Source organism: Pseudomonas sp., from assembly GCF_049300855.1.
In the GTDB taxonomy this organism is placed as follows: domain Bacteria; phylum Pseudomonadota; class Gammaproteobacteria; order Pseudomonadales; family Pseudomonadaceae; genus Aquipseudomonas.
In genome coordinates this window covers 22,542-47,035 of sequence record NZ_JBAQKH010000034.1, presented here as the reverse complement: position 1 = coordinate 47,035, position 24,494 = coordinate 22,542, and the positions used below count along the sequence as shown (strand labels likewise).

General features: G+C 60.1%; 26 protein-coding genes. 11 read left to right on the top strand and 15 right to left on the bottom strand.

Annotated features, from left to right (window positions below; genetic code table 11):
- Positions 1 to 26: 26 nt before the first annotated feature.
- Positions 27 to 2,216, bottom strand: coding sequence for a patatin-like phospholipase family protein (locus WA225_RS19605; RefSeq protein ID WP_422609216.1), 2,190 nt, complete (start codon positions 2,214 to 2,216; stop codon positions 27 to 29).
- A 71-nt stretch (positions 2,217 to 2,287) separates the two neighbouring features.
- Between WA225_RS19605 and WA225_RS19600 the strand changes: the two genes are divergently transcribed.
- On the top strand, positions 2,288 to 2,575 hold the full coding sequence (locus WA225_RS19600) for a SelT/SelW/SelH family protein (protein ID WP_422609215.1): 288 nt from the start codon (positions 2,288 to 2,290) through the stop codon (positions 2,573 to 2,575).
- On the opposite strand, the gene WA225_RS19595 is transcribed toward WA225_RS19600, so the two are convergent.
- Both WA225_RS19595 and WA225_RS19590 read right to left on the bottom strand, forming a co-directional pair.
- Complete coding sequence (locus WA225_RS19595) at positions 2,569 to 3,462, bottom strand: DMT family transporter (protein ID WP_422609214.1); 894 nt, start codon at positions 3,460 to 3,462, stop codon at positions 2,569 to 2,571. The two genes, WA225_RS19600 and WA225_RS19595, sit on opposite strands and share 7 nt — an antisense overlap.
- Before the next feature lie 72 nt (positions 3,463 to 3,534).
- Positions 3,535 to 4,299: an AraC family transcriptional regulator gene (locus WA225_RS19590; protein WP_422609213.1), complete on the bottom strand. Its 765-nt coding sequence runs from the start codon at positions 4,297 to 4,299 to the stop codon at positions 3,535 to 3,537.
- 135 nt (positions 4,300 to 4,434) lie between these two features.
- Between WA225_RS19590 and WA225_RS19585 the strand changes: the two genes are divergently transcribed.
- On the top strand, positions 4,435 to 5,250 hold the full coding sequence (locus tag WA225_RS19585; protein ID WP_422609212.1) for a UDP-2,3-diacylglucosamine diphosphatase: 816 nt from the start codon (positions 4,435 to 4,437) through the stop codon (positions 5,248 to 5,250).
- A 115-nt stretch (positions 5,251 to 5,365) separates the two neighbouring features.
- Here WA225_RS19585 and WA225_RS19580 read toward each other — a convergent pair whose 3' ends face one another.
- Together WA225_RS19580 and WA225_RS19575 are read right to left on the bottom strand one after the other, a co-directional pair.
- The gene (locus WA225_RS19580; RefSeq protein ID WP_422609211.1) at positions 5,366 to 5,956 is read right to left on the bottom strand and encodes an HD domain-containing protein; all 591 of its coding nucleotides are present in this window, start codon (positions 5,954 to 5,956) and stop codon (positions 5,366 to 5,368) included.
- Positions 5,957 to 5,970: 14 nt separating this feature from the next.
- Positions 5,971 to 6,282, bottom strand: a complete 312-nt coding sequence (locus tag WA225_RS19575; protein ID WP_422609210.1) for an Mpo1-like protein — start codon at positions 6,280 to 6,282, stop codon at positions 5,971 to 5,973.
- Between the two features lie 164 nt (positions 6,283 to 6,446).
- Here WA225_RS19575 and WA225_RS19570 point away from each other — a divergent pair, with 164 nt between their 5' ends.
- The gene (locus tag WA225_RS19570) at positions 6,447 to 7,508 is read left to right on the top strand and encodes an AraC family transcriptional regulator (protein ID WP_422609209.1); all 1,062 of its coding nucleotides are present in this window, start codon (positions 6,447 to 6,449) and stop codon (positions 7,506 to 7,508) included.
- On the opposite strand, the gene WA225_RS19565 is transcribed toward WA225_RS19570, so the two are convergent.
- Entirely contained in the window at positions 7,465 to 8,919 is a 1,455-nt protein-coding gene (locus WA225_RS19565; protein WP_422609208.1) for a TrkH family potassium uptake protein, read from the bottom strand. The two genes, WA225_RS19570 and WA225_RS19565, sit on opposite strands and share 44 nt — an antisense overlap.
- Positions 8,920 to 9,040: 121 nt before the next feature.
- On the opposite strand from WA225_RS19565, the gene WA225_RS19560 reads away from it, so the two are divergent.
- Positions 9,041 to 9,607, top strand: coding sequence for a nitroreductase family protein (locus WA225_RS19560; RefSeq protein ID WP_422609207.1), 567 nt, complete (start codon positions 9,041 to 9,043; stop codon positions 9,605 to 9,607).
- A 274-nt stretch (positions 9,608 to 9,881) separates the two neighbouring features.
- On the opposite strand, the gene WA225_RS19555 is transcribed toward WA225_RS19560, so the two are convergent.
- From WA225_RS19555 to WA225_RS19530, 6 genes are all read right to left on the bottom strand, one after another.
- Positions 9,882 to 11,222: an ATP-binding protein gene (locus WA225_RS19555; protein ID WP_422609206.1), complete on the bottom strand. Its 1,341-nt coding sequence runs from the start codon at positions 11,220 to 11,222 to the stop codon at positions 9,882 to 9,884.
- 175 nt (positions 11,223 to 11,397) lie between these two features.
- Positions 11,398 to 11,847, bottom strand: a complete 450-nt coding sequence (locus tag WA225_RS19550; protein ID WP_242204379.1) for an LTXXQ domain protein — start codon at positions 11,845 to 11,847, stop codon at positions 11,398 to 11,400.
- A 125-nt stretch (positions 11,848 to 11,972) separates the two neighbouring features.
- Positions 11,973 to 12,650: a response regulator transcription factor gene (locus tag WA225_RS19545; RefSeq protein WP_129390778.1), complete on the bottom strand. Its 678-nt coding sequence runs from the start codon at positions 12,648 to 12,650 to the stop codon at positions 11,973 to 11,975.
- Positions 12,651 to 12,657: 7 nt separating this feature from the next.
- A complete protein-coding gene (locus tag WA225_RS19540; RefSeq protein ID WP_422609205.1) occupies positions 12,658 to 13,068 on the bottom strand; it encodes a translation initiation factor 2 in 411 nt (136 codons plus the stop codon).
- A gap of 122 nt (positions 13,069 to 13,190) precedes the next feature.
- Entirely contained in the window at positions 13,191 to 13,490 is a 300-nt protein-coding gene (locus WA225_RS19535; protein ID WP_201227487.1) for a YciI family protein, read from the bottom strand.
- A gap of 1 nt (position 13,491) precedes the next feature.
- Positions 13,492 to 14,091, bottom strand: a complete 600-nt coding sequence (locus WA225_RS19530; RefSeq protein WP_422609204.1) for a septation protein A — start codon at positions 14,089 to 14,091, stop codon at positions 13,492 to 13,494.
- Between the two features lie 87 nt (positions 14,092 to 14,178).
- Here WA225_RS19530 and WA225_RS19525 point away from each other — a divergent pair, with 87 nt between their 5' ends.
- The 6 genes from WA225_RS19525 to rluB all read left to right on the top strand — a co-directional run bounded on the left by WA225_RS19525 (position 14,179) and on the right by rluB (position 19,218).
- On the top strand, positions 14,179 to 15,042 hold the full coding sequence (locus WA225_RS19525; RefSeq protein WP_422609203.1) for a PHP domain-containing protein: 864 nt from the start codon (positions 14,179 to 14,181) through the stop codon (positions 15,040 to 15,042).
- A 13-nt stretch (positions 15,043 to 15,055) separates the two neighbouring features.
- Entirely contained in the window at positions 15,056 to 15,685 is a 630-nt protein-coding gene (locus WA225_RS19520) for an L-threonylcarbamoyladenylate synthase (RefSeq protein WP_422609202.1), read from the top strand.
- A 123-nt stretch (positions 15,686 to 15,808) separates the two neighbouring features.
- Positions 15,809 to 16,507, top strand: coding sequence for a segregation and condensation protein A (locus WA225_RS19515; RefSeq protein WP_172828192.1), 699 nt, complete (start codon positions 15,809 to 15,811; stop codon positions 16,505 to 16,507).
- 11 nt (positions 16,508 to 16,518) lie between these two features.
- Positions 16,519 to 17,496, top strand: a complete 978-nt coding sequence (gene scpB, locus WA225_RS19510; protein WP_422609201.1) for an SMC-Scp complex subunit ScpB — start codon at positions 16,519 to 16,521, stop codon at positions 17,494 to 17,496.
- 158 nt (positions 17,497 to 17,654) lie between these two features.
- A complete protein-coding gene (locus WA225_RS19505; protein ID WP_422609200.1) occupies positions 17,655 to 17,846 on the top strand; it encodes a DUF1289 domain-containing protein in 192 nt (63 codons plus the stop codon).
- A 154-nt stretch (positions 17,847 to 18,000) separates the two neighbouring features.
- Entirely contained in the window at positions 18,001 to 19,218 is a 1,218-nt protein-coding gene (gene rluB / locus WA225_RS19500; protein ID WP_077571613.1) for a 23S rRNA pseudouridine(2605) synthase RluB, read from the top strand.
- A 209-nt stretch (positions 19,219 to 19,427) separates the two neighbouring features.
- Here rluB and WA225_RS19495 read toward each other — a convergent pair whose 3' ends face one another.
- On the bottom strand, positions 19,428 to 20,393 hold the full coding sequence (locus WA225_RS19495; protein WP_422609199.1) for a leucyl aminopeptidase: 966 nt from the start codon (positions 20,391 to 20,393) through the stop codon (positions 19,428 to 19,430).
- 71 nt (positions 20,394 to 20,464) lie between these two features.
- Complete coding sequence (locus WA225_RS19490) at positions 20,465 to 20,602, bottom strand: hypothetical protein (protein WP_003222780.1); 138 nt, start codon at positions 20,600 to 20,602, stop codon at positions 20,465 to 20,467.
- 893 nt (positions 20,603 to 21,495) lie between these two features.
- Here WA225_RS19490 and WA225_RS19485 point away from each other — a divergent pair.
- Positions 21,496 to 22,914, top strand: coding sequence for an amino acid permease (locus WA225_RS19485; RefSeq protein ID WP_422609198.1), 1,419 nt, complete (start codon positions 21,496 to 21,498; stop codon positions 22,912 to 22,914).
- 67 nt (positions 22,915 to 22,981) lie between these two features.
- Here the strand turns inward: WA225_RS19485 and glyA are convergent, their stop codons facing one another.
- On the bottom strand, positions 22,982 to 24,331 hold the full coding sequence (gene glyA, locus WA225_RS19480; protein WP_422609197.1) for a serine hydroxymethyltransferase: 1,350 nt from the start codon (positions 24,329 to 24,331) through the stop codon (positions 22,982 to 22,984).
- Positions 24,332 to 24,494: the final 163 nt, after the last annotated feature.

Genomic DNA, 24,494 nt, shown 5'->3' with positions numbered 1-24,494 from the left:
ACCCGATGGTTTGTCAGGCAAGCTGATCAGAACGTCTGCCCGAGGTTCAAATACACCGCCTGCTCATTCGCATCATTCAACCCGTAACTGAAATTCAACGGCCCCATCGGTGTATCGAAACCGATGAATACACTGGCGGCGTTGATGTAGCCGCTGTCGAACTCATTGTCATTGTTCCACGCCCGTCCACGCTCCAGCGAAGCACCGGCATACAGCGGGAAGTCCAGCGGCAGGTAAGAGCGCGGTGTCAGTCGGCGGTAATACACCGCACGCATCAGGCTGACGTTTTGCCCGGAAATGGCGTCTTCACGGAAACCCGACAACTGCCGCGCACCGCCCAGCAGAAAGCTTGAGGTGACCACGTTGGCATCGTCGAGGGTGCGTCCATAGCGACCACCGAGGATCAACGTGTCCGGGCCACGGCTCATGGCTTTGTCGAGTTTGAATTCCCACTGTCGGTAGCGCGTGTCCGATCCCAGGCTCGGTTCGAATTGCATGAATGTCAGGCTGATGTCTTTGCCTTCGTGAGGGAAGTAGACGTTATCCAGTGAGTCGTACGAATACTTCAATGCATAAAAGCCTTCGTTGAAGTTTTCACTCGGCAGATCCTGATCGCCGATGCGCACATCGGCCTTGCCCCACGCCTCACCCACACCGAAACGTACTTCGCCGTTGTTGCCGATCTGTCGACCGACGTTGAGGCCAAAACCGTAGCGCTCGACGCGATACTGCGCGATCGGATCGTTGTCGAGCACCGAATCGACGTTCTGCGCTTCGAACGATGCGTAGGGCGCGACGAAGTAGCGCGAACCGACGTCCAGCGGTTGATAGAACTCGCTGTACAGCTCCTGCTTGTCACCAATCTGCGCCCGAGTCAGCCATTCTGCGCCGAGGCGGTTGATGCCGTTGACGCGATAACTGGCGCCGAGGTTGAAAGCACTGTCGCCGCGCATGTCATCGGACAGGTTCAAGCCAACCCGCAGGTAATCGGTGCCGCTGCGTTTACCGCGGGCGCTGATCACCAACGTGTGATTCTCGCCCTTGTGCACCACGCGGTATTGCACCTGCTCGAAGTAATCGAGGCCGTACAAAGTGCCCATGTCCGAGTGCAGTCGCGCCAGGTCCAGCGGCTCGCCGATGTGCTGGCGAATGTAATAGCGGATCACATCGTCATCGACTTTCGAATCATTCTCGACACGGATCGCGGTGATGATCGGCGTGCGCTGGCCCGGTGAGCGCGCGGCATTGAGTTCGGCGTCCTGGGATTCTTTGGGTTTGAGCACGGCGAGGCGCGCATCGAGGATTCGCGTGGCGCGGTAGCCGGCGTCGATCATGTCCTGGGCCTTGCCGAAATCGGTGACGCCGAACGCCGCGAGTGCTGGCTGAATCAGCACATCAGTGGGTTTCAGTGCCGCCAGTTGTTCTTCGGAATTACTGCGCGTCATCAGGGTGATCGACTGGTTCAGCACATCGACTACGGTGGTCAGTTGCTTGCGGTTGCGCAGGGGTGTGCCGATGTCGACGACGATGGCCACGTCGACGCCCATTTCCCGCGCGACATCGAGCGGAATATTGTCGGTCATGCCACCGTCCACCAGCAGTCGACCGTCGAGCTCGACCGGGGCGAACACCGCCGGGATCGACATGCTGGCGCGAATCACCTGAGGCAAATGACCTTTGCGGAACACCACTTTTTCGCCATTGGCGATGTCGGTCGCGACGGCACGGAAGGGGATCGGCAACTTGTCGAAATCCCGTGTATCGCTGGTGTGCGCCAGCAGGCTTTCCAGTAACAGCGCGAGGTTCTGCCCCTGAATCACGCCCAGTGGCAGGCCGAGGCTGCCGTCGTCGCGAAAGCTGAGTTTCTGTTTCACCAGAAAGTCACGGTCATCCTGCTTGCGTCGAAACGGCACGTCTTCACGCGGTGGCGCATCGGACAGTGCGGCTTGCCAGTCGATCTTCAGCGCAAGCTTTTCCAGTTCATCGATCTTGTAACCCGAGGCGTACAGGCCGCCGACCACCGCGCCCATGCTGGTGCCGGCGATCGCATCGATCTTGATGCCTTGCTCTTCGAGCGCCTTGAGCACGCCGATGTGCGCCAGCCCACGCGCAGCACCGCCGGACAGCACCAGACCGACTTTCGGTCGTGTCGCCTCACTGGCGTGAACAAACAGAGGAAGAAAACCAAGCAGCAGGCAGAACAGCAGACGGCGCATTGTGAGTCTCGGGGCAAGCGATAAAGCCGGCTATTATAGCGGCGCCCTCTGTCTCAGGAGTTTCAGCGAACATGACTGTCGCAAAAGCAGAAGTTGTCATCACTTATTGCACCCAATGCCAGTGGCTGCTGCGCGCGGCGTGGCTGGCGCAGGAACTGCTCAGCACCTTCGGCGACGACCTCGGCAAAGTGTCTTTGGTCCCGGGCACCGGTGGGGTGTTTCACATCACCTGTGCCGGTGCGCAGATCTGGGAACGCAAGGCCGACGGTGGTTTTCCGGAGGCCAAGGTGCTCAAACAGCGGGTTCGCGATCAGATCGATCCAGACCGCGACCTCGGACACAACGACCGCACTCAGTGAGACGCGACTTCGGCGGCAACGGTTTTCTTGTCGGCGCTGCCCGACATCCGCGCGGACACGACGATGGCGATGATGATCAGTGCGCCGCCCATCAACATCCGTAGCGTCGGGTTTTCGTTGAACAGCAGCCAGGCGATGGTGATGCCGTAAACCGGCTCCATGGCAAACACCACTGCCGCCGTGCGTGCCTTGATCACCGCCAGACTGGCGACGAACAGACTATGGGCCACGCCGGTGCAGAACACGCCGAGCAAGCCGATCCACAGCCAGTCCAATGCGCGGACCTCGCTGAGCTGCGGCGCCGCAACCGGCAGCAGACACAACGCCACCACCACGTTTTGACACAGCGCTGCCTGCACTGCCGGAATCCGCCCGGAGCTGGCGCGATTGGTCAGCGACAGCAGGGAAAACAGCAGGCCCGACAACACCGCCCAGAGCAGGCCGGTGGTTGCGCCGCTGGCCAGATCGAATGCCGGTGTCACCAGCACCAGACCGACCGTGACCAACACGACGAGGATGATCTCGTTGGCACGGATGCGCTCGCGGAAGATCAACCCTTCAAGGATCACCGTAAACGCCGGGAAACTGGCAAAGCCCAACGTTGCGATCGCCACGCCGGCAATCTTCACTGAAACGAAGAAACTCACCCAGTGCCCGGCCAGTAACACACCGCTGAGGGCGAGGCGGCGCCAATCCACGGCTTGAAGTTTTTGCCAGCCATGCTGGCTCGCAAAGCGCGCAAAAAACGCCAGGGCGAGCACGGCAAAAGCCGCGCGACCGAAAACAATCACGGCGGGGGATGCGGCGGCGAGTTTGCCGAACACCCCGGTCAGGCCGAACATCAAAGCGCCGATATGCAGAGCGCCGAGGGCAGTACGCGGAGTCATTGCAGTCCTTTTTCCAGGTTCAATTTCACCGCTCCATTGAACCGCGTATCGGCCCGCAAGTCTGTCGGCAAACTATCGTCTTTTGTTGTAGGAATCGCGCCGAAGCTGGCCGGGTGATGCCCCGAACTCACGTAGGACTGCGGCTGAAAAAGCACTCTGTGAGCTGTAACCGACGCGGCTGGCCACTTCGCCGATCGGCAGACCTGTGTCGCGCAGCAGTTGCACCGCCAGATGCAGCCGCCGGCTACGGATGTAATCCATCGGTGTCTGCCCGCACTCGGCCATGAACCGTGCATGCAGGCGCGCGCTGGATAAACCGGCGACTCGTGCCAGATCGGCGACTTGCAAAGGGTAAGCGGCGTATTGCTCGATGTGCGCATCCAGCGCGGCATAAGGCAGGCGCCGCGCGGCGAGTTCGGCCGGTTGCGCAAGATTGAGGCTGGCCAGCAGCAACACCGCGCCTTGCTGAGCGATCAACGGATCGCTGACCGGACTGTTCGCCAGCCAATTGACCAGCTGGCTTTGCCCAGAGTCCAGCGAAAGGCGTGCGGGCTGATCAAGCAAGCGGCGACTGGCTTCGGCGTGCTCGCCGAGAGACTCGGTCACCCATTGCCCTTCAGGAATATCGAGCACCAGACAGCGGCTACCGTCGGGACTGCCGCAGGCATGATGCGCGCCGGACGGAATCACCACGAAACTCTGCTGGCGCACCTGACTGCCACAGCCTTCGACCTCGAAATCCAGCGCACCGGACAAGCCGAACACCAGTTGCGCGTGCTCATGGCTGTGCGCGATCAAGTCGCGGGTGTACTGACGCAAGGTGAGGATCGGTCGCATGGCAGGTCGTCTCCGAAGTGATCGTCAGTCTACACCGGTGCATGCCGGATGCGTTGTCACAGGACTGACTCACAGTTGTCATGGTCGATTAACCGGGCACGCGCACAGTGACGAAAACATCGCAGAGGGTTGCCCATGACCAGCGCCGAGCTCGCCAAACCCAGCCGCAAACAACGCGTGCGTACCTTGTGGATTTCCGACGTGCACCTGGGCACAAGGGATTGCCAGGCCGAGCATTTGTCGACGTTCCTCAAGGGCTATCACGCCGACAAGATTTACCTGGTCGGCGACATCATCGACGGCTGGAAACTGCGCGGCGGCATGTACTGGCCGCAGGCGCATACCAACGTGATCCGTCGTTTGCTGACCATGAGCAAGCGCGGCACCGAGGTGATTTATGTCACCGGCAACCACGATGAATTCCTGCGGCGTTATTCGAAGCTGATTCTGGGCAACATCCAGTTGGTCGACGAGGCGGTGCATGTCACGGCCGATGGCCGACATCTGCTGGTGATTCATGGCGATCAGTTTGATGTGATCACCCGTTATCACCGCTGGCTGGCGTTCCTTGGCGACTCGGCCTACGAATTCACCCTGACGCTCAATCGCTGGCTCAACCACTGGCGTGCGCGCTATGGCTACGGTTACTGGTCGCTGTCGGCGTACCTGAAGCACAAGGTGAAAACGGCGGTGAGTTTTATCAGCGATTTTGAAGAAGCCATCGCCCGTGAGTGTGTGAAGCGTGAGTTGCATGGTGTGGTGTGCGGGCATATTCACCATGCCGAGATCCGCAAGGTGGGGGAGGTGGATTACCTCAATTGCGGCGATTGGGTGGAGTCGTGCACGGCGTTGATCGAGCATTGGGATGGCACGATCGAGCTGTATCGGCTGGCGGATGCACAGGCGCGCGAGGCGGAGCTCAAGGCTGCCAAAGTCGCCGAGCTCGCCTGATTCTCGGGTGTTTTAGAGGGCCTCATCGCTGGCAAGCCAGCTCCCACATGTTTTATGAGCGCCACAGAACCCTGTGGGAGCTGGCTTGCCAGCGATGAGGCCAGAACAAACAACATCAAACCGTGCTGTGTTCTTCCATTGCTGCCTTGTAAATCGAGTTCTTCGGCTGCGCAAACAACCGCTCCATCATCGGCTCAAAGAAGCTCAATGGCAGCGTGTCATACGCCGGATCAAACGCCGCCGCATCGTACTTGGCGCAAAACTCGGCGGTTGCCTGAAACTGCGGATGCTCCTTGAACTGCTCGCGCAGGTGCCGATCCATGCCCAAGTGATGAAAGAAGTAGTAGCCCTGAAACACCCCGTGCTTCTCGACCATCCACAGATTCTCGGCGCTGACGAACGGCTTGAGAATCGCCGCGGCAATGTCCGGGTGGTTATACGAGCCGAGCGTGTCACCGATGTCGTGCAGCAACGCGCAGACCACATATTCCTCGTCGCGGCCATCGCGAAAGGCGCGGGTTGCTGTTTGCAGCGAGTGGGTCAGGCGATCCACCGGGAAACCACCGAAATCGCCTTCGAGCAATTTCAGGTGGGTCATGATCCGTGACGGCAACTGCCTGGCGTAGGCGCTGAAGTCCGCAGCGATGATCGCCCAGTCCTCCTGTGTACCGTCCTGCATGTGCGTGAAGCGGGCATTGGCATTCATTGGCTGACCCTCATTCAGAACGCCACGCGACCCAGAATCATGTCGCGGTACATGACGAAGTCGCCGAGCAGGCTGTACAGCGGATGCTGAAAGGTCGCCGGTCGGTTCTTTTCAAAGAAGAAGTGCCCGATCCAGGCGAAGCTGTAACCGGCCAGCGGCACCGCCAATAACAGCAGCCAGGCGCCCTTGGCGATGGTCATCGCGAGAATAAAAATCACCAGGGTCGTGCCGATGAAATGCAGGCGACGACAGGTACTGTTGCTGTGTTCGTTGAGGTAATACGGATAGAACTCAGCGAAGCTGTTGAAATGCTTGATGTTTTCCACGACCGCGATCTCTGTGGTTATTGTTCTGGCGACGAGTTGTTCTGCGGGTAGCTTATTTGAGTCTAGAGTGATCATTGGCGTGGGCCAGTGACAATCGGCGCCACTTTAGTATCCTTCGCAAATCAGGCCGTAGCATGCGGCCCCTCATGTAAAAGAAAAACGCCATGAGCGAACGAACGACTTCTGCAAGCTGGGCGATGGGGATTGTCAAAGCATTGGAGATGGACGGCCTGGATTGCCGGGTTCTGTTCAAGCAACTGGGGCTCGATTACACAGCCCTGGATGATCCGGATGCGCGTTTCCCGCAAGATTCCATGACCCGGCTCTGGCAACGGGCGGTCGAGTTGTCCGGCAACCCGGCGATCGGCCTGAACATGGGCAAAGTGGTGCGACCGGCGTCGTTTCATGTCGCCGGTTATGCGCTGATGTCGAGCAATACCCTGGCCGAAGGCTTTCAACGGCTGGTGCGCTATCAGCGGATCATCGCCGAAAGTGCTGACCTGAGCTTTCGTCTGCTGGAAGAAGGTTACGCGCTGATTCTGACCGTACACGGCGACCATCTGCCGCCGACCCGGCAAAGTGCCGAAGCCTCGCTGGCCTGTGCGCTGGGCCTGTGCGGCTGGTTGAGCGGGCGCACGCTGCACCCGGTCAAAGTGTTGGTGCAGGGCGCCCAACCCGCCGATCTCGAACCGTATAAGCAGGCGTTCCACGCACCGTTGGTGTTCAACGCGCCGTACGATGCGCTGATCTTCGAGCGCGCCGACATGGAAGCGCCGCTGCCCACCGCCAACGAGGCGATGGCGTTGCTGCATGACCGGTTTGCCGGGGAATATCTGGCGCGGTTTTCCGAGAGCCGCGTCACGCACAAGGCGCGACAGGTGCTGTGCCGGTTGCTGCCACAAGGCGAACCGAAGCGCGATACCGTGGCGCAGACCCTGCATCTATCGCAGCGTACCTTGCAGCGCCGCTTGCAGGAGGAGGGCACGAGTTTTCAGCAATTGCTCGACGACACCCGCCGCGAACTGGCCGAACAGTACCTGGCGCAACCGAGCATGACCTTGCTGGAAATCGCTTACCTGTTGGGGTTTGCCGACCCGAGCAACTTCTTTCGCGCGTTCCGCCGCTGGTTCGACACCACGCCCGGCGATTACCGGGCGCGGCTGTTGCAGGCGCCTAGTGCGATCAGTGACGCCAAAAGGCCGGAATACACAGCACAAACACCGTAATGATCTCCAGTCGGCCGAGCAGCATGCCGAACGACAGGATCCACTTGGCCGCATCCGGCAGGGTGGCGAAGTTGCCTGCCGGGCCGATGGTTTCGCCCAGACCCGGGCCGACCCCGGAGACGGTACTGGCGGCGCCGGTCAGCGCGGTCATCCAGTCGACGCCGAGCAGCGACAGCAGCAGGGCGATCACGCAGATGGTGATGGCGAAGAAGAACGAAAAGGTCAGAATCGAGCGCACGATTTCTTCGTCGAGGCGGTGACCGTTGTACTTCTGCTTGATCACCGCGCGCGGGTGAATCAGCTGATTAAGGTTGGCCTTGAGCAGGATATAGGCGACCTGGAAACGGAAGATCTTGATCCCGCCTGCGGTCGAACCGGAACAGCCGCCGACAAACCCCAGATAGAAAAACAGCATCAGCGAGAAGTTGCCCCACAGGCTGTAGTCGCCCAGGGCGAATCCGGTGGTGGTGACCACCGAGGTCACGTTCAGCGCCACATGGCGCAGGGCATCCAGCCAATGCAGGTTGGTCGTCCACCAGTACCAGGTGCCGAGCACCAGCCAGGTCACCAGCAACATGCCGAGCAAACCCTGCACCTGTTGATCCTTGATCAACGCCTTGCGGTTGCCGCGCAACGTCGCCACGTACAGGGTGAACGGCAGGCTGCCGAGAATCATGATGACCACCGCCACCCAGTGCACCGCCGGTTGCGTCCACTTGGCCAGTGACTGGTCGGAGGTCGAGAACCCACCGGTGGAAATCGCCGACATCGCGTGGTTGATCGCGTCGAACGGGCTCATCCCGGCCCACCAGAACGCCAGGCTGCCGAGGATGGTGATGCCGACATACGCGGCGACGATCAGCCGCGCCACCATGTGCGAGCGCGGCATGACCTTTTCCGAACGGTCCGAGGATTCGGTCTGGAACAGGCGCATGCCACCAATGCGCAGCAGCGGCAGAATCGCCACCGCCATACCGATAAAGCCGATGCCGCCGAGCCAGTGCAGCAGCGAGCGCCACATCAGGATCCCCGGTGACATAGTGTCCAGCCCGCTGAGCACGGTCGAGCCGGTCGCGGTGATGCCGGACATGCTTTCGAAAAACGAGTCGGTGTAGCTGATGTGCTGGGTCAGCAGAAACGGCAGCGCGGCAAAAATGCACACCACCAGCCAACTGCTGACGGTCAGTAGATACATGTCGCGCGGGCGCAGGTGAATGTGTTCCGGGCGGCCGGGAATCACCAGTGCGAGGCCGGCGACGAAGGTGATCATGCTTGCCCAGAGGAACGACGGCAGATCGCCGGTGCGCTCGAAAATCACCAGGGTGGCCATGGGCACGACCATGGCGACAGCCAGCGTGATCAGGAAGATGCCGATGATGAAACCAATGATCCGTAAGGTCGGCAACGCCATGAAGTCCGCTCGGGCTGATGTGGGAAGGGCGCCATTCTACCCGTGGGGCAGGGCATGTAAACCGGCATCCTGTTGGCAGATAAAGCTAGAATAGCCGCACATATTTTTCAGGAGGTGGCCGATGCAGGCTCTCGACGCGTTGCTCAACCGTGTTTCCGTTCCACGACTGGTCGAACCGGCCCCCACTGCCGAGCAGCGCGAAGCTCTGTTTGGCGCCGCGTTGCGTGCACCGGATCACGGGCATTTGCAGCCGTATCGCTTCCTGACGGTCGAAGGCGCGGCGCGCGAGCAAATGGGCGAGTTGTTGGCCGAAGCGGCGCAGCAGCAGGCAGGCGAAGTCACCGAAGCGATGATCGACAAGGCCCGCAACGGCCCGCTGCGTGCACCGCTGGTGGTCGTGGTGATCGCCAAATTGCAGGAACACGTTAAATACCCGAAGGCCGAGCAGTTGCTGGCGGCGGGGTGTGCGGCGCACGGGATTTTGCTGGCGGCGTATGCGCAGGGGATTGGTGCGGTGTGGCGTACGGGGGATCTGGCTTATTCGAAACATGTCGCCCAAGGCTTGGGGCTGGCGGAAGGTGAAGAGGTGATTGCGTTTCTCTACCTCGGCACGCCGCAGAAAGAGCCGCGTGTGGCGGAGAAGGTTGATCTGGCTGAGTTTGTCAGTGCCTGGCCCGGTAAAGCCTGAAGATCAAGTGCCCCTCACCCTAGCCCTCCCGAAACGTCGGACCGCCCGTAGGGAGAGGGGACTGATTGGGGGATGCTCAAGAGGTACGCCGACCTGAACGCTCTTCGCTGAATCCAGAATCGACGCGGATTACCGCTCTGTCGAATCCATAGTCGACTCGGATTACGGTTCTGTCGAATCCATAATCAACTCGGTGTTTCAGGTCGATGTCTGACGCAAGACACCTCGGTCGGCCCCCTCTCCCTCCGGGAGAGGGCTGGGGTGAGGGCGGCGTTCAAGGTTGCACCACCGCTCCCGGCACCAACGGCAATTCCAGACTGGCAATAAACCCACCCTGTGGATGATTGGCCAGCGTCAAACTCCCACCATGCCGCTCCGCCGCCCTTCGCGCGATCGCCAGGCCCAAACCGTGTCCCGCCGCCGTCTGCCCCGGCGCCCGATAGAACGGCTCACCTAACTGACTCAAATATTCAGCCTGCACCCCCGGCCCATGGTCACGCACGCTCACCACAATCCGCTCGCCCTGACGTGAGGCCTGCATTTCAATCGCCTGACCTTGCGGGTTGAAGCGCTGGGCATTGCGCAGCAAATTGTCGACGGCGCGCTCGATCATCGTCGGCCAGCCCTTGAGGTTCAGTTGGGGCTCGACATCAAGACGCACAACTTGCTCGGGCGATCCCAGCTTCGCATCCTTCTGCAACGTGCCGAGCAAAGTATTCAAATCCACCTCTTCGGCACTGGCGTTGTCGGCATCGACCCGCGCCAGCACGAGAATTTCGCTGATCAACGCTTCCAGTCGATCACATTCGCGGGTCAGCCGTGGCCAGAGTTTTTCGCGCTCTTCAGGGTTGGCCCGTTCCGCCAGCGCCAGAGCAATGCGCAACCGCGCCAACGGTGAGCGCAATTCGTGTGAGACATCGCGCAACAACTGACGCTGACTGCCGATCAGGCTTTGCAGGCGTGCGCCCATGCGGTTGAAATCGGTAGCCAGTACGCCGAATTCATCGCGACGATTGGCCAGTTTTGCCAGGCTGTTTTGCTGATAAGTGGTCTGCCCCAGATCATGCACCGCGCCGCGTAAACGGCTGAGCGGGCGGGTGATGGAGAAGGTCACCAGCAGACTGAACAGGGTCAGCACTACCAGCGCGATGCCCAGCGCACTCAAAGGCCAGAGCAGGCTTTCGCGGTGCCAGGCGTCGAGTTCCGGGTGCGGGATGCGGTAGATGAACAGGTAGGTGTCACCGCTTCTTTCGCTGGTGAATTCGTCGGTCAGTCGGCGCCATGGCAGACGTCGGTCATCGTTGTTCTGTCGCGCTTCGAAGGCGGCCGCGCGGCGCGGGAAAGTGCCGCGTACCACCGGGTCGCCGCTTTCGTTGAGCACTTGAACGTCGATGTGATATTGGCGTTTGCGTTGTTCGAGGATGTCCTGAGCGGCTTCTTCGCCCTGGGCTTCGTAGGATTGCGTCCACTCGCTGGCAAGGCTGTTGAGGCCCGGATGGCGGCTGAGGATCCAGGCGTCCTGGTTGAGCATGTGCCCGAGCAGAATGGACAACCCGGCTACCAGCGCGATGGCCAGCCAGAAGCTCGCGAGAATACGCCAGAACAATGAACGCACAGAAAATCCTCAAAGCAATGCAGAACCCATGTGGGAGCGAGCTTGCTCGCGAAAGCGGTGTGTCAGTCAACATTTCTGCGTCTGATACACCGTATTCGCGAGCAAGCTCGCTCCCACAGTTCAACGGGTGAAAACAGGCCCGACGGGGTGAGCCGTCAGGCCTGAAGTTAGATCATTATTGCGCCTTTTGCGCCTGCTGCGCTTTCCACGCCTTGAACTCGGCCCATTCGGCGCGACGCTCGGCCTGTTTCTTCTGGATCTCGTCGAATTTCTTCTGTTGATCCGGTTTCAACACGGCGCGGACATCGGTTTCGGCTTTCTTGTGGTTGGCCGCCATCTCGTCTTTCATGGCTTTCTGGTCAGCCGGCGAGAGTTTTTCCAGGTACTTGTCGACCACTTGCTTACGCTCGTGCATCTGCTCGCCCATGATCTTGCGGATCTGTTCACGCTGTTCGCGGGACAGGTCGAGTTGGCTGTACGGGCCTTTGCCGTGCATGCCGTGCATCTGACCGCCGTGGCGAGCGCCGTCCATCGGGCCACCCATCGGGCCGCCATCTTGCGGCATGGCCATGGCGACGGTTGGCAGAGCGGCAGCGAACATCAGAGCGATAAGAGTCTTGCGCATGGTGTATCTCCTTGTCTCGTTCCCGGTACGTTCCGGATGAGTTCAGATTACGGAGATCAAGGTCAGCGGCGGTCAGCACTGCGTAAAGCTTGGGTAAAGACGTTCGAGCGCTGACCTGACACTTTCTACAGGCTGTAGTAGTAACCACGGCTGCGCAGGGCGACGATGCGTGGGCGCCCGTCGGGGTGCGGGCCGATCTTTTTGCGCAGGTTGCTGACGTGCATGTCGAGGCTGCGGTCGTACAGGGTCAGCTTGCGGCCGAGGGCGATCTGCGCCAGTTCCTGTTTGTCCAGCGGCTCGCCGGGCTGCTTGAGCAGGGCTTCGAGCAGACGGCTTTCGGAAACGGTAAGCGTCAGCTCTTTCTCGTCGATGCTGACCACGCCACGCACCGGGCTGAAACTGAGGTCGCCCAGTTCCAGTTGCGTCGATACGGCGGCCGGGTGGCTGCGGCGCAACACCGCACGCAGGCGGGCGGTCAGTTCGCGCGGGTCGCACGGTTTGGCCAGGTAATCGTCGGCGCCCAATTCCAGGCCGAGGATCCGATCCAGCGGCTCGCCACGGGCCGAGAGCATCAGCACCGGCAGATCAGCGTGATCGTTGCGCAGTTGCTTGAGCAGTTCCAGACCGCTGCCGTCGGGCAGCATCACGTCCAGCACCACCGCCGCCGGGGCCGATTCAGCCAACGCCTTGCGGGCGCTCTGGCCATCGTGGCAGGCGCGCACCTGGAAGCCTTCCTGGCTCAGCCAGCTACTCAGGAGTTCGCACAACTCCTGGTCATCATCAATCAGTAACAGCTCGCTCATGACTCACTCAATTTAGCCATTGCCGACGTTTTCGGCTTGCACCACTGGCAAAGATACCGCAGAGCAGCGCCAATAGCGCTACTCCCGCCCCCGTAACGAACCACTGCTGCTGATCGGTCAACAGACGCGGCAAGGGGCTGGCCTGGGCTTCCTTGAGTTGCAGCTTGAGGCGCTGGTTCTCTTGGCGCAACCGGGCGAGCTGAGCGCTTTCGCGGGTGTTGTCGGCATTTTGCAGTTGTTTGTTCAGTTCTTCTCGCTGCTGCTCACTGACCTTGAGGCGCTGTTGCAGCTCGGTGATCTGGCTGCCGGCACTCAACGACAATGGCGTGGAGTTGCCGCCTTCGGTGGATTCCTCACCATGGGCGGGCGCCATGATCGACAACGTGACCAACATCAGACACAACGGACCCTTGCGCATCGCGACACCTGCTTCCAAATGGATATTGGGCAGGTTGTCGGCAGGCAAACGAGAATAATGAGCGATTGAGAACGCGATGAACCGACAAGGTTCATCGCGTGGGAGAGACTTGCGCAGGAAAGTTACGGCAGGACTTGCTTGAACGGCTTCACGACCACATTGGCATACACGCCAGCCGCAATGTACGGATCAGCATCAGCCCACGCTTGTGCAGCGCTCAGCGAATCGAATTCGGCGACGATCAGGCTGCCGGTGAAACCCGCTGCGCCCGGATCATTGCTGTCGACGGCCGGGTGCGGACCGGCCAATACGATGCGGCCTTCGCCCTTGAGCGCTTGCAGGCGTTCCAGATGCGCAGGGCGAGCGGCCAGGCGTGCTTGCAGCGAGTTGGCGACGTCGGTGGCAATGATTGCGTAGAGCATGTCAGTCCTCGGTTTTTGGTGTTGTTGTGGTATCGGCATCGTGCAGGTGACGCGACAGGTAAATGCCCTGTGCGACCAGGAACAGTACGGTCATGCCCAGGCTGCCGAACACCTTGAAGTCCACCCAGTAACTCTGGAAGGTGAAGGCAACGAACAGGTTGGCAGCGCCGCAGAACAGGAAAAAAGCGATCCAGGCGATGTTCAGACGGGTCCAGACCGGGTCCGGCAAGGTCAGCGCGTGGCCCATGATGCGTTTGATCAGCAGGCGGTCACCGATGAAGTGGCTACCGATGAACGCCACGGCGAACAGCCAGTTGACCACCGGCGCTTTCCATTTCAGGAAGGTCTCGCTGTGGAAGGCCAGCGTCAGGCTGCCGAACACCAGGCAGGCAATCAGGGTCAGCCATTGGCTCTTTTCCAGCTTGCGCTGTTTGATGAACAACGCGCCGTAGACCACCAGGGAACTGATGATCAGCATCGCCGTGGCGCTGTAAATACCGCCTACAGTCACTTCATGGCCAGCGATGTCGACGACCCGTGGATCAAGTTTGTAAACGATGAAAAACAGCAGAAGCGGGATGAAATCGATGAATTGTTTCACAGTGAGAGCCAGAAGCTGGATGTGGCGGCATAATAACAAACATATGGGCGCGCGATAGCGCCAGCTGATTTGAGGTTACAACTCTCCGTGAATGTAGATTTGCACTGCCATAGCACGGCCTCCGATGGCGCCCTGGCGCCTGCGGTTCTGGTTGCGCGTGCGTTCGAAAACGGCGTGCGAGTCCTGGCGTTGACCGATCACGACACCCTTGAAGGGCTGGCCGAAGCGCGCACGGCCGCCAATGAATTGGGCATGCAACTGGTCAACGGCGTCGAATTGTCCTGCACCTGGGGCGGCGCGACCATTCATGTGTTGGGCTATGGTTTCGACGTCAACGCCGCGCCGTTGGTCGAAGCCATCGCCAAATTGCACGATGGCCGCTGGCTGCGGTCGGAAGAAATAAGCCGCAAGCTCGCCCTTAAAGGCATGCCCGGTGCCCTCGACGGCGCGCGGAAAATCCAGCAGGAGCTGGGCGACAGCGGCAACGCCCCGGCCCGTCCGCATTTCGCTGACTGGATGGTGCGTGAAGGTTTTGTAAAGGATCGCGCCGAAGCCTTCCGCAAGTGGCTCGGCGCCGGCAAGCTCGGTGACGTCAAATTGCACTGGCCGACGCTGGAAGACACCGTCGCTACGCTGCGCGCCGCCAATGCCTGGGTCAGCCTGGCGCATCCGTGGCACTACGATTTCACCCGCAGCAAGCGCCGAAAGCTGATTGCCGACTATATTCAAGCAGGCGGGCATGCAATCGAGGTGGTCAATGGCCATCAGCCTGCGGAACAGGTGGGCAGCCTGGCAATCCTTGCCCGTGAGTTCGGTCTGCTGGTCAGCGCCGGCAGTGACTTCCATGGCCCTGGCGGCTGGTCCGAGATCGGCCAGTACCGGCCGGTTCCCGAGGACCTTCCACCCCTGTGGTGTCGGTTCAAACATGACACAGTTATTGCCGCCGTCTGAACAGGTAGAGAATGTGAGTCAATTTTTCCAGATTCATCCGGAAAACCCGCAAGCGCGCCTGATAAAACAGGCGGTGGAAATCATCCGCAAGGGTGGGGTGGTGGTTTATCCCACGGACTCTTCCTACGCGATCGGTTGCCAGATCGGCGACAAGAATGCGATCGAGCGCGTGCGCCGTCTGCGTCAGCTCGATGAAAAACACAACTTCGCGCTGATCTGCAGCGACCTGTCGCAACTGGGCAACTACGCCAAGATCGACACCGGCACTTTCCGTATTCTCAAGGCGCATCTGCCGGGGCCGTATACCTTTATTCTCAATGCTACCCGCGAAGTGCCGCGTCTTTTGCTGCATCCGAAAAAACGCACCATCGGCCTGCGGGTGCCGAGCCATCCGATTGCGTTGGCGCTGTTGGCCGAGCTTGGCGAACCGCTGATGAGCGTGACCCTGATCATGCCCGGCGAAGAAGACCCGCTCAGCGATCCGTACGAGATGCGCCAACTGCTCGAACACCAGGTGGACTTGATCATCGACGGCGGTTTTGGCGGCATCAAAGCCTCCACCGTGATCGACCTGACCGGCGACGACCCGGAAGTGGTCCGCGTCGGTTGCGGCGATCCGACGCCGTTCATGGTCGAGGCCTGAATGTCCGCAGTGGAAACCGTTGTCGATCCCCAGGCCGGCGCTCAGCAGGAACTGCCGTTTGCCATGGTCTATGGCCAGGCGGTCATGGAAATGCCGCTGGACCTGTACATCCCGCCGGATGCGCTGGAAGTCTTTCTTGAAGCGTTTGAAGGCCCGCTCGACCTGCTGCTGTACCTGATTCGCAAACAGAACATCAACATCCTCGACATCCCGGTGGCGGAAATCACCCGTCAGTACATGGGCTACGTCGAGTTGATGCAGTCGGTGCGCCTGGAACTCGCCGCCGAGTACCTGGTGATGGCCGCGATGCTCGCCGAGATCAAGTCGCGCATGCTCCTGCCGCGTGCGGAAACCGTCGAAGACGAAGAAGACGACCCGCGCGCCGAACTGATCCGCCGCTTGCAGGAATACGAGCGCTTCAAGGCTGCCGCCGAAGGCATCGACGGCTTGAGCCGCGTTGGCCGCGACGTCATCGTGCCCAAGCTCGATGCCCCGGAAGCCCGGGCGCGCAAGCTGTTGCCGGATGTCGCGCTGGAAGAGATTTTGATGTGCATGGCCGAAGTGCTGCGCCGTGGCGACATGTTTGAAAGCCACCAGGTCAGCCGCGAGGCATTGTCCACCCGTGAGCGCATGAGCGATGTGCTGGAACGGCTCAAGGGCGGCGGTTTTGTGCCGTTCGTCGAGCTGTTCACTGCTGAAGAGGGCAGGTTGGGTGTGGTGGTGACCTTTATGGCGATCCTTGAACTGGTCAAGGAATCCTTGGTCGAGCTGGTGCAGAATGAGCCGTTCGCCGCGATCCACGTGCGAGCCCGAGCCGAATAACGAGTCGAAACATGAACCTGACTGAACCCCGCGAGCTGGCGCCCCTGCTTGAAGCCTTTCTGTTGGCTTCGGGAAAGCCGCAATCGCTTGAACGCCTGTTCGAACTGTTTGAGGAAGGCGAACGGCCGGAGCCGGCGGTCTTCAAGAAAGCCCTGACCCTGTTGGGCAAGTCCTGCGAGGGCCGCGCCTTCGAGCTCAAGGAAGTCTCGTCGGGCTATCGCTTGCAGATCCGCGAGAAATTTTCGCCGTGGGTTGGCCGACTCTGGGAAGAACGCCCGCAACGCTATTCCCGCGCGTTGCTGGAAACCATCGCGTTGATCGCCTACCGCCAGCCGATCACCCGTGGCGAGATCGAAGACGTGCGTGGCGTCGCGGTGAACAGCAACATCGTCAAAACCTTGCTGGAACGGGAGTGGATCCGCGTCGTCGGCTACCGCGACGTGCCGGGCAAACCGGCGATGTTCGCCACCACCAAGATGTTTCTCGATCACTTCAACCTGAAGAACCTCGAAGACCTGCCGCCATTGGCCGAACTGCGCGAGATGGAGACCGACCCGGTCCTCGATTTCGACGACGCGCCGGTGCCGCAAAGCTTGCAGGAGTTGGCCGACGCCAGCGCCGAGCCCGAGGAGGAGAAAGAGGAAACCAGCTTCCACACCTTACTGTTGGAGCTGGACAGCATGGAAGAGGGGATCAAGACCGACTTCGACGATTTGCTGCGCGATGCGGCGGACGGTGACGAGCCGACGACCGAGCCTGAAACCGAAGTCGCCGAACCCACGATCGAAGTTGAACTTGAAGCAGAGCCCGAAGCCGAACCGAAAGAGGACATTCTTGGCGTCGCCGAAGCCCGCGAGAAGCTGTTGGCCGCCGTCGCCGCCCTCGAACAACCGGCGCCAGCCCCCGAGCCGGAGCTGAGCGAAGAAGAAGCCGAAGCCCGCGCCCTGGCCGAAGCCATCGAAGCCGAACGCCGCGAGTTCGAAGACTGACCGAAATCCGGAGAACAATGAGGCCCCTGTGGGAGCGAGCTTTCTCGCGAAAGCGGAGTGTCAGTCAAAGAAGATGTATCTGACATGCCGCCTTCGCGAGCAAGTCGAATCGTCGCACCGTCGCTCCCACAGGGTTTAGCGTAAGCCAGGAGATGCTGATGAGTTCCACCAAAGACCCGTGCATCAGCCTCTGCAAATTCAGCGACGACATCTGCCTCGGCTGCGGCCGCAGCAAGCGTGAAATCAAGGCCTGGAAGAAACTAGACAAGGATGACAAGCGCAGCGTACTGGCCGAAGCCGCGCTGCGCCTGATCAAACTCGGTGGCGCCGGTCGGCGGAAAAACAAATAACTGTCGATCGATCAGCTAGTCTCTGATGCGCGACGGCGCACATCCGCGTATGATTCGCGACCCCTCGCCGATCCCTTCGGCAGAGAACCCAGATTTCAATGCTTCAGGCGTCCAATTCAGAGCGCTTGAACAGACCACACCGGGAGGTGCCCAGATGAGCGACATCATTCAGAAAGACGACCAGGAAATCGGCCCAGCAGGCGAAAAGCTGCAGAAAGTCCTCGCCCGTATCGGCGTCGGCTCGCGCCGTGACGTGGAATCCTGGATCAGCCAGGGCCGGATCAAGGTCAATGGCAAAGACGCCACCCTCGGTCTGCGCGTCGACATGCACGACGCCATCACCATTGATGGCAAGGTGATCAAGCGCGAAGAAGCGGCCGAATCGGTACGCCGCGTGATCATGTACAACAAACCCGATGGCGAGATCTGCACCCGTGACGACCCGGAAGGCCGTCCGACCGTGTTCGACAAGCTGCCGCGTCCGAAAGAAGGTCGCTGGATCAACATCGGTCGTCTCGACATCAACACCACCGGTCTGCTGATGTTCACCACCGACGGTGAGCTGGCCAACCGCCTGATGCACCCGTCCTACGAGATGGACCGTGAGTACGCCGTGCGTGTACGCGGTGAAGTCGACGACGAAATGATCGAGCGTCTGAAGGCCGGCGTCGTGCTGGAAGATGGTCCGGCCAAGTTCACCGACATCAAGCAGGCACCGGGCGGCGAAGGCTTCAACCACTGGTATCACTGCGTGGTGATGGAAGGCCGTAACCGTGAGGTTCGTCGCTTGTGGGAATCCCAAGGTCTGGTGGTCAGCCGTCTGAAGCGCGTGCGTTTCGGCCCGGTGTTCCTCAACTCCGACCTGCCGATGGGCCGCTGGCGCGAAATGAGCCAGTACGAAGTCGACATCCTCAGTGCTGAAGTCGGCCTGACGCCAGTTGCCATGCCGCAACTGAACGCCAAGAGCAAAGACAAGCTTGAGCGCATGCAGCGCAAATCGTCGCGTCCGATGGGCAAGACCGAGCGCGTGCGCACCCTGCGTCCAGCCGCTGGCGCGCCGACCGGCCCACGCCCGAGCCGTGAGCCGCAGATCGAAGGCGAGCGTCCGGGTCGCAAACCAGTCGCCCGTGACGGCGAGCGCGCTCCGCGTCCGGCCAACGGTCGCACTGAGCGTGGCGAACGTGGTGCGCCTGCCGGTCGTGGCACGCCAGTGGCGGATCGTCCAGCAGACACCACCAACAAGCGCCCGGCCAAGCCAGCGCCGAAGCGTCCGGGGATCAAACTGGCCGACGACAAGCCATCGGGCAAGCGTCGCGGCGCGCCGGCCGGTTCCGGCCAGCGTCCGGGTTTCGGTCGCAAGAAACCGGAATAAGGCAGCTGTGAGCTTCTAGCGGCAAGCTTCAAGCTAAAGCAGTAACGCCAACCTCAGGGTTGGCGTTTTTTTTCGTCTGGCGCACACCGATCGTTCCAACGCTCTGCGTGGGAATGCCTCAACGGACGCTCCGCGTTCGGCTCTAAAGGGACGCGGAGCGTCCCGGGCTGCATTCCCACGCGGAGCGTTGGAACGATCAGGTGTCGGCCTTAAAATACAAAGCGCCCGTCAAACACCGGCTTGTCATCCAGCGCCAACACCCCACCCGAAAAGATCAGGTCGAGGTGATGACTGCCCTTGGCGCCACCGCCCAATCCTAGATGCAACCCACAATGCCGTTCCTCAAACCCGGCATTGCGCGCATACAGATCTTTAACGCCTTCGTTGGTGCCAATCCCCAATTCTTCAATCCGCCGGTTCGACGGATTCGCATCCAGGTACTTGTTGAAATCATGCTCCAGCCCCGGCACGTCCGTGGCGATGCGGCTGATGGTCGAGTTCTCGATCCACAATTCCAGCGGCGACTCCAGCACGCCGTACTTGCGCGCAAACGGGATGGTGCTGAGGAACGTGCCCTTGAATTTCACATGGCCATTGATGGCCTCGCTGTGGGTGGCGATTTCGCCGGGGGCCAGGTCGAAGTTGCCGACACCGTTGATGTCGGTCCACTTCTTGATGCTGCTCAGCGGCGTTTCGAACCATGAACCGTCATCGTCCTTGAAACTCAGCGTGGTCGCCTGGGACATGCGCTGGATCAGGTGACTGTTCAGGCCGGCAATGCGCTGCGGGGTGACGCTGAAGGTGTCGTAGAAATAATCGCCGTAATCCTTGAACAGTAGCGACTTCTTCCAGTTTTCCGCCATCACCGCTTGCAGCGCGCGGACGAATTCCGGGCCGTCGGGGCGTGGGTTGGGCAGGGTGGAAGAGTCGTAGAAGAAAATGTACAGATCGCTGTCGGTGATTGCCGAAGTCAGCACTGCGGTACTTTCCAGGTCCAGGCGTCGGGCGCTGAACTGGAAGCGGGGATGATCGCCGGCCTGTTCGGCGATGGCGCCGGTCAGCGCTTCGTAATCAGCCGTGTGGCCGAGCAATACCTTCGCCGAGTCGAGGCCGGCAAGGGCAGGGTGGTGTTCGAGGTAGTAAAGGAAATGCGAGATCGCGCGGGGCTTATCCATGAGTCCTCCCTGACTGACCGTGAAGAAAGCGGCAGGCACGACCGGCCGGATCGTGCCTGCCCGGGGATGTCTTACAGAGGCCACATCGCCGTGCCGAACGGAACTACCGCGTCGGCTTGCATCATTTCCACAGCCGCCTCGTGGGTCGGTGCTTCAAACCATTCGTCCAGTTGCAGTTCGGTATCCAAGTCTTTTTCCAGTGCTTGCATGGTCGATCTCCTAGATGACTTTCACGGTTGTGACTGGCCGGTCGAGGTGGCCGGCAAGACGTGAAAAACCTAGTTCAGGGGCTTTTGTAATGCAAAAAATTATTCATTTAATTTTTAAATAGACTTTTTATTCTGTTTTTTCGTTGAGTTTTTCTCATTTAAAAACAAAAAACTAAGTCGGCGTTTTGATTAGCAAGCCAGCTACCGTCAATTTGCAGACGTCCGACAGATATTTCTGAAATGGAAACTCTACGTTACGCATCGTAAAGAAATGTTTACGAAAAACACGGTAAACCCGAATGAAACCCGGTGTTGGTGAGCGCTGTAAGGAAAAGCTGCCGAAGCCTGCACCGCCGTGGGCTGCGCAAGGCTCTGGCGCGCTTGTTTCAGCGCCGTTTGCAGGGTGAGATGCGCCCCATGCCTGTCGTGCAGGTGCATAACAAGAAGGAGGCGCAATGAACGCCGTGACTGATCTCCACCTCTCTCCGTCGGACGGTTTTTTCCTCGTCCACGCCGATGGCCTGCAAAGGCCTGACTCAATTTTTGCAGCCGCTCGAGTGTCTCGAGGCGGACACACGCAATCCCGGCAACCGACACGCTGATCCAGCGTGGTCTGGCAGCAGGGGGTTAGCGGTGTACAATGCGCCGCGTTTTAACTGTGACCCTCTGCGTAATCGCGCAAATCTCAAGGCTACCCGCCTTGTTCACTCCGTGGCGCCACAAGCGTTTCGGGTTCGATTTCGTCACAGATAAAAACAAACAGGTGACGCATGACCGTTGTAAATAAGCTGAACTCCTGGTGCCTGCGCTGGGGTTTGATCGGGGCTGCTTGAAATCGCAACCTGGCAGCAACGTCTACTGAACATCATCAAACCTTGCGTGAGACCTTTTTCATGAGTGGACAACCCTCGCAATCAGGCGAGCTGAAACGCGGCCTGAAAAATCGCCACATTCAACTGATCGCCCTCGGTGGCGCGATCGGTACCGGATTGTTCCTCGGCTCGGCCGGGGTACTGAAATCCGCTGGCCCGTCGATGATCCTCGGCTACGCCATCTGCGGCTTCATCGCCTTCATGATCATGCGCCAGCTCGGCGAGATGATCGTCGAAGAGCCGGTGGCCGGTTCCTTCAGCCATTTCGCGCACAAGTACTGGGGCGGCTTTGCCGGTTTCCTGTCGGGCTGGAACTGCTGGATTCTGTACATTCTGGTGGGCATGTCGGAGCTGACTGCGGTCGGCAAATACATCCACTACTGGGCGCCGGACATCCCGACCTGGGTCTCTGCGGCAGTCTTCTTCGTGCTGATCAACGCAATCAACCTGGCCAACGTCAAAGTCTTCGGTGAAGCCGAATTCTGGTTCGCGATCATCAAGGTCGTGGCGATCGTCGGCATGATCGCGCTGGGCAGCTACCTGCTGGTCAGCGGCAATGGCGGCCCGCAAGCCTCGGTCAGCAACCTGTGGTCACACGGTGGTTTCTTCCCCAATGGCGTCAGTGGTCTGGTGATGGCCATGGCGATCATCATGTTCTCCTTCGGCGGTCTGGAAATGCTCGGTTTCACCGCCGCTGAAGCCGACAAGCCGAAAACCGTGATCCCGAAAGCAATCAACCAAGTGATCTACCGGATCCTGATTTTCTACATCGGTGCACTGGTGATCCTGCTGTCGCTGACCCCATGGGATAGCCTGCTGGAAACCCTCAACGCGTCCGGCGATTCGTACAGCGGCAGCCCGTTCGTGCAAGTGTTCTCGATGCTCGGCAGCAACACCGCCGCGCACATCCTCAATTTTGTGGTCCTGACCGCCGCGTTGTCGGTGTACAACAGCGGCACCTACTGCAACAGCCGCATGCTGCTGGGCATGGCCGAACAGGGCGATGCGCCGAAAGGTCTGGCGAAAATCGACAAGCGCGGCGTGCCGGTGCGTTCGATTCTGGCTTCGGCGGCGGTGACGCTGGTCGCTGTGCTGCTTAACTACCTGATCCCGCAGCACGCGCTGGAACTGCTGATGTCGCTGGTGGTTGCAACGCTGGTGATCAACTGGGCGATGATCAGCTTCTCGCACTTCAAGTTCCGTCAGCACATGAACAAGACGCAACAGACGCCGCTGTTCAAGGCCCTGTGGTATCCGTACGGTAACTACATCTGTCTGGCGTTCGTCGCGTTTATCCTTGGCGTGATGTTGCTGATCCCGGGCATTCAGATCTCGGTGTATGCGATTCCGGTGTGGGTCGTGTTCATGTGGGTCTGCTACGTGATCAAGAACAAGCGCGGTGCGCAGCAGGCCGTGCACGCGGCAGGTGCTGCCAAGTAAGCGCTGACGCAGAAACACAAAACCCGGCCTGAGTGCCGGGTTTTTTATGGGTGAAAATGTTCGGACGCTATTGATAGTCGGCGAGAGGATAGTCCCTGCACAAGGTTTCGACCTCTGAACGAAACTGCGCAAGAAGCAGGGGTTCCAGGGTGTAATCCTGTTCGCCGAGCGGCGCCACGGTATTCAGAATCCGCACGATCAAATCGACGATCTGGCGGCTGCCGTGGACATCGACCCGGCGTTGCGCCAGAGCGCCGGTGCCGATACGCAGCCCGCTGGTAACCAGTGCCGAACGGGGATCGTCGGGTACGCGATATTTGCTGACGATGATCCCGCAGTGCCCCAGCGCCGCCTCCGCGATGGCGCCGGTAATGCCGCCACGCAAACGAACCAGCACCGTATGGTTTTCACTGCAGCCGCCGACCACTTCATAGTCCTTGGCCTGAAACGCTTTGGCCATTTCATCCGCCGTGCTGCGGATCTGCGCCATGCAAGCGTCGAATGCTGCGGACATTGCGTAACCCAGCGCGGCAGCCTTCGCCGCAATCATATTGGCGGCGGGCGCACCCTGCATTCGCGGGTAAACGGCTTGCTCAAGCAGGCGACTGAAGGTGGTTCGCAAACCGGGAATCTTGGTGTTCGCATCAGCACCGCTGAGGATCAGCCCGCCGCGAGGACCGGCCAGTTGCTTGTGCGTGCACGTGACGGTGACGTGGGCGGCGTCGATCGGACTTGGGTGTCGTCCGGTGGCGACCAGCCCGGCGATCTGCGAAATATCGGCGAGCAGGATAGCGCCGGCTTCATCGGCAATTGCGCGAAAGCGCTTGAAGTCGACCACGCGCGAATAGGCCGTGGCGCCGCAGAGGATGACGCGTGGGCGATGGGCGAGAGCGAGCAGACGTACCTTGTCGTAATCGATGAGGCCGTCGGCTGTCGTGCCGTACTGGATCGCCTTGTAGTAGGCGCCGGAAAACGCGCTGAGGCTGCCATGCGTCAGATGCCCGCCGTGTTCCACCGCCATGCCCAGCAAGGTATCGCCGGGTTCAAGCAACGCCGTGAGCACCTGATAAACAGCGTTCGACGCAGAGTGCGGCTGCACGTTGGCGTATTGAGCAGCAAACAGCTCGCGAGCCCTGCGGATGGCCAGCGATTCGACCCGATCGACGTTCTCGCACCCGGCGCTGTGGCGCTTGCCGGGCATGCCTTCAGCCGTCACGTTGACCAGCACTGAAGCGGATGCCACCAACGTTCGAGGCTGCACTGTGCAGGACGATGAGATCAATGAAAGGGTGTGTTGTTGACGCGTGACTTCCGCCTCAAGAATTTCCGCCAGTTCGGCATCTTCTGCGCGAAGATCCGCGAGGCCACGACGCAACAAGTCAGCCTGGTGCTTGAGCGGTTCAGTAATGACTGCCATTGCTTGATTCCTTCCCTGGTTTTGCGTGATTTGCACACGTCCATGCTTGCCAGTTCTGTACAGGCGAATCCGTGTTTTGACCGCTGTGCGCGCAAAACTAAACCCTGTACAGGCCTCCCGTTTTTTCGCCCTCTCACTCTCGAGGATGGGACGCCGGATTGAC

Bases quoted from the DNA above. Each gene is read 5' to 3' on its own strand.
- WA225_RS19605 (WP_422609216.1), bottom strand. From the start codon at position 2,216: ATGCGCCGTCTGCTGTTCTGCCTGCTGCTTGGTTTTCTTCCTCTGTTT.
- WA225_RS19600 (WP_422609215.1), top strand. From the start codon at position 2,288: ATGACTGTCGCAAAAGCAGAAGTTGTCATCACTTATTGCACCCAATGC.
- WA225_RS19595 (WP_422609214.1), bottom strand. From the start codon at position 3,462: ATGACTCCGCGTACTGCCCTCGGCGCTCTGCATATCGGCGCTTTGATG.
- WA225_RS19590 (WP_422609213.1), bottom strand. From the start codon at position 4,299: ATGCGACCGATCCTCACCTTGCGTCAGTACACCCGCGACTTGATCGCG.
- WA225_RS19585 (WP_422609212.1), top strand. From the start codon at position 4,435: ATGACCAGCGCCGAGCTCGCCAAACCCAGCCGCAAACAACGCGTGCGT.
- WA225_RS19580 (WP_422609211.1), bottom strand. From the start codon at position 5,956: ATGAATGCCAATGCCCGCTTCACGCACATGCAGGACGGTACACAGGAG.
- WA225_RS19570 (WP_422609209.1), top strand. From the start codon at position 6,447: ATGAGCGAACGAACGACTTCTGCAAGCTGGGCGATGGGGATTGTCAAA.
- WA225_RS19565 (WP_422609208.1), bottom strand. From the start codon at position 8,919: ATGGCGTTGCCGACCTTACGGATCATTGGTTTCATCATCGGCATCTTC.
- WA225_RS19560 (WP_422609207.1), top strand. From the start codon at position 9,041: ATGCAGGCTCTCGACGCGTTGCTCAACCGTGTTTCCGTTCCACGACTG.
- WA225_RS19550 (WP_242204379.1), bottom strand. From the start codon at position 11,847: ATGCGCAAGACTCTTATCGCTCTGATGTTCGCTGCCGCTCTGCCAACC.
- WA225_RS19545 (WP_129390778.1), bottom strand. From the start codon at position 12,650: ATGAGCGAGCTGTTACTGATTGATGATGACCAGGAGTTGTGCGAACTC.
- WA225_RS19540 (WP_422609205.1), bottom strand. From the start codon at position 13,068: ATGCGCAAGGGTCCGTTGTGTCTGATGTTGGTCACGTTGTCGATCATG.
- WA225_RS19535 (WP_201227487.1), bottom strand. From the start codon at position 13,490: ATGCTCTACGCAATCATTGCCACCGACGTCGCCAACTCGCTGCAAGCA.
- scpB (WP_422609201.1), top strand. From the start codon at position 16,519: ATGAACCTGACTGAACCCCGCGAGCTGGCGCCCCTGCTTGAAGCCTTT.
- WA225_RS19505 (WP_422609200.1), top strand. From the start codon at position 17,655: ATGAGTTCCACCAAAGACCCGTGCATCAGCCTCTGCAAATTCAGCGAC.
- rluB (WP_077571613.1), top strand. From the start codon at position 18,001: ATGAGCGACATCATTCAGAAAGACGACCAGGAAATCGGCCCAGCAGGC.
- WA225_RS19495 (WP_422609199.1), bottom strand. From the start codon at position 20,393: ATGGATAAGCCCCGCGCGATCTCGCATTTCCTTTACTACCTCGAACAC.
- WA225_RS19490 (WP_003222780.1), bottom strand. From the start codon at position 20,602: ATGCAAGCACTGGAAAAAGACTTGGATACCGAACTGCAACTGGACGAA.
- WA225_RS19485 (WP_422609198.1), top strand. From the start codon at position 21,496: ATGAGTGGACAACCCTCGCAATCAGGCGAGCTGAAACGCGGCCTGAAA.
- glyA (WP_422609197.1), bottom strand. From the start codon at position 24,331: ATGGCAGTCATTACTGAACCGCTCAAGCACCAGGCTGACTTGTTGCGT.